The organism is Pseudoalteromonas sp., from assembly GCF_041613455.1.
Lineage (GTDB): Bacteria > Pseudomonadota > Gammaproteobacteria > Enterobacterales > Alteromonadaceae > Pseudoalteromonas.
Genome location: NZ_JBFJHD010000206.1, coordinates 1 through 5,307, shown reverse-complemented (window position 1 = coordinate 5,307; position 5,307 = coordinate 1). Strand labels below are relative to the sequence as shown.

At 45.8% G+C, this 5,307-nt stretch carries 5 protein-coding genes and 1 pseudogene; 1 reads left to right on the top strand and 5 read right to left on the bottom strand.

Going from position 1 to position 5,307, the window contains the following annotated elements:
• Nucleotides 1–209: pseudogene (locus ABYB02_RS14285) on the top strand (acetyl-CoA C-acyltransferase); the annotation flags it as partial.
• Between the two features lie 338 nt (nucleotides 210–547).
• Here ABYB02_RS14285 and ABYB02_RS14280 read toward each other — a convergent pair.
• The 5 genes from ABYB02_RS14280 to ABYB02_RS14260 form a co-directional block, all read right to left on the bottom strand.
• Nucleotides 548–1,318, bottom strand: a complete 771-nt coding sequence (locus ABYB02_RS14280; RefSeq protein ID WP_372763084.1) for an SDR family oxidoreductase — start codon at nucleotides 1,316–1,318, stop codon at nucleotides 548–550.
• A 9-nt stretch (nucleotides 1,319–1,327) separates the two neighbouring features.
• Nucleotides 1,328–2,218, bottom strand: coding sequence for a 3-hydroxyisobutyrate dehydrogenase (gene mmsB / locus ABYB02_RS14275; protein ID WP_372763083.1), 891 nt, complete (start codon nucleotides 2,216–2,218; stop codon nucleotides 1,328–1,330).
• 4 nt (nucleotides 2,219–2,222) lie between these two features.
• Complete coding sequence (locus ABYB02_RS14270; RefSeq protein ID WP_372763082.1) at nucleotides 2,223–3,365, bottom strand: enoyl-CoA hydratase/isomerase family protein; 1,143 nt, start codon at nucleotides 3,363–3,365, stop codon at nucleotides 2,223–2,225.
• The gene (locus ABYB02_RS14265) at nucleotides 3,365–4,156 is read right to left on the bottom strand and encodes an enoyl-CoA hydratase (RefSeq protein WP_372763081.1); all 792 of its coding nucleotides are present in this window, start codon (nucleotides 4,154–4,156) and stop codon (nucleotides 3,365–3,367) included. The genes ABYB02_RS14270 and ABYB02_RS14265 overlap by 1 nt, the downstream gene beginning before the upstream one ends.
• A gap of 10 nt (nucleotides 4,157–4,166) precedes the next feature.
• Nucleotides 4,167–5,307: acyl-CoA dehydrogenase family protein (locus tag ABYB02_RS14260; protein ID WP_372763080.1), on the bottom strand; the 1,141-nt coding region annotated here is incomplete at its 5' end.

Below are 5,307 nucleotides of genomic sequence, written 5' to 3'. Positions count from 1 at the left end.
TGTGCGTAGCCAGCGAATTAAATTTTCCGGAGCATAAGGTAAACCCGAATGGCGGTGCCATTGCATTGGGTCATCCAGTTGGCGCAACGGGGGCTATTTTATCGACCAAATGTCTATACGAGCTGCAGCGCATTAACGGTAAATACGGACTAGTCACTATGTGTATTGGTGGCGGGCAAGGTATTGCTGCCATTTTTGAGGCACTTTAGTTATAAATTCATATAAGTGATTTATTCACTAACAGATTTAGCGATGCTTTTAGAGAATGGAAGCGGCTTTAAGTAAGCCACCTCTACTTATTAAGCAATTAACTGTTGAAGGTGTGCACTGACATAAAATTCTAATTTACTGCTCAGCACGACAGTTAAAGTTTAAATGCGAAAAGTTTAAATGGGACAGGCATATATTTTCGGTTTTATAAAAACAGCATTCGATACTGTTTTTGCTAATTTCCTGTTCCGTATATGCGCTATTTGCTTCTTCAGTTTTAACACAAAAAAAGCACAGCCCGTAACAGCTGTGCTTTTAATCAACTAAAATAACGTGTTTATAAGCGAATGCCGCCGTCGATCTCTACTACGCGACCAGTAAAAAAGTCGTTTTCGATGATGTATTGTGCGGTATGCGCAATTTCGTCGGCTTCGCCTAAGCGCCCGACTGGCGTAACTGCTAGCATACGTTGTTTCGCTTCTGGCTTCATCGCATCGGTCATGGCGGTGCTAATAACGCCTGGCGCGATAGCGCCTACGCGAATACCAAAGCGGCCTAGCTCTTTTGCCCAGCCTGTGGTCATGGCTACTACACCGGCTTTTGATGCCGCGTAGTTGGTTTGGCCAATGTTACCGGCACGCGCTACGCTTGACATATTAACAATCACACCGCCTTTGCCTGATTCAATCATATGGCTGGCGGCTTCTCGCCCTGCTAAAAATACGCCGGTTAAGTTTACGTCTATCACAGATTGAAATTGCTCAAGCGACATTTTTTTAACTACTTTGCCGTCTTTCGCTTTAATAAACATGCCATCGCGTAAAATACCGGCATTATTGATCAAAACCCCAATATGGCCAAAGTCACTATTGATGGTGTTAAAAACCGCTTCTACTTCGGCTTCATTCGTCACATTCGCGGCATAGCCTTTTATTGTGCCGGTAACGCCTTCAAGAGATGCCAATTGCTCTGCGGCTGTGTTAAGGGCCTCTTGCGCCATGTCTATAAGTGCAATATTAGCCCCTAACAACGCAAACTTTTGTGCCATCGCAAAGCCTAAACCTTGTGCGCCACCGGTTATGACTACCGTGTTATTGTTAATTTCCACCCGCTACCTCTACTTCGAAAATAATTTAAAAATGGCACTAAAATCTTCACTGCCAGCGCCTTGATGCTGCAATGTAGTGTATAAGTCATTTGCCATTGAGCCCATTGGCGTGGCTGATTTACTTTGCTTAGCCGCTTCCATGGCAAGGCCTAAATCTTTCGCCATTAGGTCGACCATAAAGCCTGGTTTGTAATCGTTACTTGCCGGCGCTGTGTCCATAACGCCTGGGCACGGGTTATAGAGCTCTAAGGTCCAGTTACGGCCTGAGCTTGCGCTCATAATATCGCTAAGTACTTTAGGATCTAGGCCATTATTTATACCCATTTGAAGAGCTTCGCTGGTGCCCGCCATTAAAATGCTCAACAGCATGTTATTACAAATTTTAGCAACTTGCCCGGCGCCAATATCGCCGGCGTGGAAAATATTTTTCCCCATATCAACCAATACAGTATGGGCTTTATCGAACGCAGCTTTATCGCCACCGACTATAAAGGTCAATGTGCCAGCCGTTGCCCCTGCAACACCACCCGATACCGGTGCATCTACAAAGCGGATTCCGTGCTCAGCTAACGCTTTGCCTACGTCGCGGGCAGACTCTGCATCAATGGTCGAACAATCAATCACTAAGGTATTTTTATTTAAGCTATTAATCAGCCCATTTTCGCCTAAGTACAGAGCTTTTACATGCTTGCTCGCCGGTAACATACTAATAAGTACATCAACGTTGTTGCTACATTGAGCCGCATCGGCAGCTACATTAGCGCCTTTACTTTTTAGTTCGTCAACGGCTGTGGGGTTTAGGTCGAACACGCTCACAGTGTGGCCTGCTTTTACTAGATTGGCCGCCATTGGCCCGCCCATATTGCCCAAACCAATAAATCCTATATTGAGTTTACTCATCGCATTAGCCTTGTTGTAATTGTTTAAGTGGGTGATGCTCGCCATAGCGGTCTTCAAAGAAGCTATCAACGACCGAACTTGGTACATCACTGAGTGTTTTATATTGCCAATTAGGTGCGCCGTCTTTATCGATTAATAACGCACGTACCCCTTCTTGAAACTCACCAACTTCGCCAGCACGTACCGACATTCCCAGTTCCATTCTAAAGCAGTCTGCTAGGCATTTGCCTTTACTGGTTTGTAGCTGTTTGCTCACCAACGCACAACTTAGCGGGCAACCATGCTTAAGCGATTTTTGTGCTTTTTGCAGCCATTTGTCGTCGGTATTGAGGTTTAAAATATAATCAACTTGCTGCTGCAAGGTATCAAACTCGGCTAACTCTTGAATCGTGGCTAAATTGGCTTTGATATTACCTTTCGGTAAACGCCCAGATTGATTGTCTAACTCGGTGAGCAAGGTGCTGAGTTTTTCATGATTCAAACTGGCTGTTTTACCCCATTTTATATTAATTAACCCAGCCACTAATGCATCGTATTTATCGGTTTTTACAAAATGATCAGCCAATGCAACAAAGCGGGCATCATCACAATTAATTGATGCTGAGGTTAGCCCTAAAAATAAGCCCACACTGTGCGGCATTTTATGTAAAAAATAACTGCCGCCCACATCAGGGTATAACCCTATGGTTTGCTCTGGCATGGCGATACGCGATGTTTCGGTAACTACACGATGGCTTGCACCGGCCATCAGGCCTAGCCCGCCGCCCATAACAATGCCGTTACCCCACACCAAAATTGGCTTTTCGTAGCAATGAATCATGTAATCGAGGCGGTACTCTTTGGTGAAGAAGTCTTCAACAACGTCGCCCGCACGTCCTTCAACCATGGCTTGGTGCAAACTAACAATGTCGCCACCAGCACAAAATGCTTTATCGCCCGCACCTTTTAAAACCACCATGGCAATACTGTCATCGGCAGCCCACGTTTTAAGTTGTGGTTCTAACAGGTTGATCATTTCTAAGTTAAGCGCATTTAACGATTTAGGTGCGTTTAGTGTGGCAAAAGCAATAACAGCCCCATTCGCAGCCACTGTGGTTTCAAATACTACAGCGTCATTTGCATCATTTAATAATGTTAATTCGCTCATTAGCCATTCACCCAATTTGCACGGCGCTTTTCTAAAAACGCATTCACGCCTTCTTGTTGATCTTCAGTGTCAAATAACGCCACAAATAATTCACGCTCTAGCGGTAAAATGCTTGCCATAGGTTGCTGACGCCCTTTTTGGATCAGGGTTTTACACGCCGCTACCGACGATGGGCTCTGATCGGCTACTTGATTCGCAAGCTTAAGTGCCGCGGCAAAGCTTTCGCCCTGAGCCACCACTTCTTCAACTAAACCAATTTGCAGCGCTTTATCGGCTTTTAAGCGTTCGCCACATAAAATCATCCGTTTAGCCCAGCCTTCACCCACCAGCCACGCTAAGTTTTGCGTGCCACCGGCACAGGGCAATAAGCCCACTTTAGCTTCAGGCAGTGCCATTTGTGCTTGCTCTTCAGCAATACGAATATCACACGCGAGTGCGACCTCTAAACCACCGCCCATGGCATAGCCATTAATCGCCGCAACCGATACGCCTCTAAAATTAGTCAACGCCTCAAACGCTTCACCAAATACTCGCGACATTTCGGCGGCAACGCCTTTATCACCACCGGCAAACAGGTTTAAATCGGCACCGGCACTAAAAAACTTATCGCCTTCACCTGTGAGTACTAATGCATAAATATTTTTATTACTATTTAGTTCGTTAACAGTATTTTTCAGCGCTACTAAGGTGTCTTTGGTCCAAGTGTTCGCTGGCGGGTTCGACATAGTTACAATAGCAACATGGCCTTCGGTTGTTAACTCAATGCTCGGGGTCGTGTTTGACTGTGACATAAATAACTCCTTATAAAACTTCGCTGGCCGACTCGGCTAAAATACGACGTGCAATAATCACTCGCATAATTTCGTTAGTGCCTTCTAGTATTTGGTGTACACGCACATCACGTACATGGCGCTCAAGTGGGTATTCTTTAATGTAACCATAACCGCCATGAATTTGCAGCGCGTCATTACATACGGTAAAGCCAACATCGGTGGCAAACCGTTTCGCCATGGCACAATAGGTGGTTTTTTCGCTGTCGTTATTATCCAGTTTAAACGCAGCCAACCTTACCATTTGGCGGGCGGCAACAAGCTCGGTATTCATATCGGCAATTTTAAACTGTAGCGCTTGAAACGCAGCCAATGGCTTACCAAATTGAGTGCGTTCTTTTAAATATTCACGGGCAGTATTCAGCGCCGCTTGTGCGGTACCAATAGAACAAGTGGCAATATTAATACGCCCGCCATCTAGGCCTTGCATGGCAAATTTAAAACCTTCGCCCTCGGCTCCTAATAAATTATGTGCTGGAATTCGTACATCTTCAAAGCTTATTAACCGAGTGGGCTGCGCGTTCCAGCCCATTTTTTCTTCGGCTTTGCCATATTCAACGCCCTTCGCGTCTGCAGGGACAATAAACGCTGAAATACCTTTAGGGCCTTCGCCGCCAGTACGCGCCATAACAACAAGCACTTCGGTTTCACCGGCGCCCGAAATAAACATTTTAGAGCCGTTAATTACGTAGTCGTCGCCATCGCGCACTGCTTTGGTTTTAAGTGAAGCCGCATCTGAGCCAGAGCCAGGCTCGGTTAAACAATACGAAGCCAGTAAATCACCAGTGACTAATTGTTCACAGTATTGATCTTTTGCCGCGTCGCTACCAAAGCTGGCAATCATCCAGGTGGCCATGTTATGAATCGTCAACATCGCGGTGGTCGCGGTACAACCCATAGCAAGTTGTTCAAAAATAATGCTCGAATCTAAACGAGATAACCCTAAGCCACCTGCTTCTTCTGGCGTATACAGGCCACAAAAACCAAGCTCACCGGCGGCTTTAATGGTGTCTTTTGGAAAAATATGTTCGCGATCCCATTTTGCCGCATGCGGGGCAAGTTCAGACTCAGCAAATTGACGGGCGGTTTGTGCAAAAGCTTGCTGATCTTCG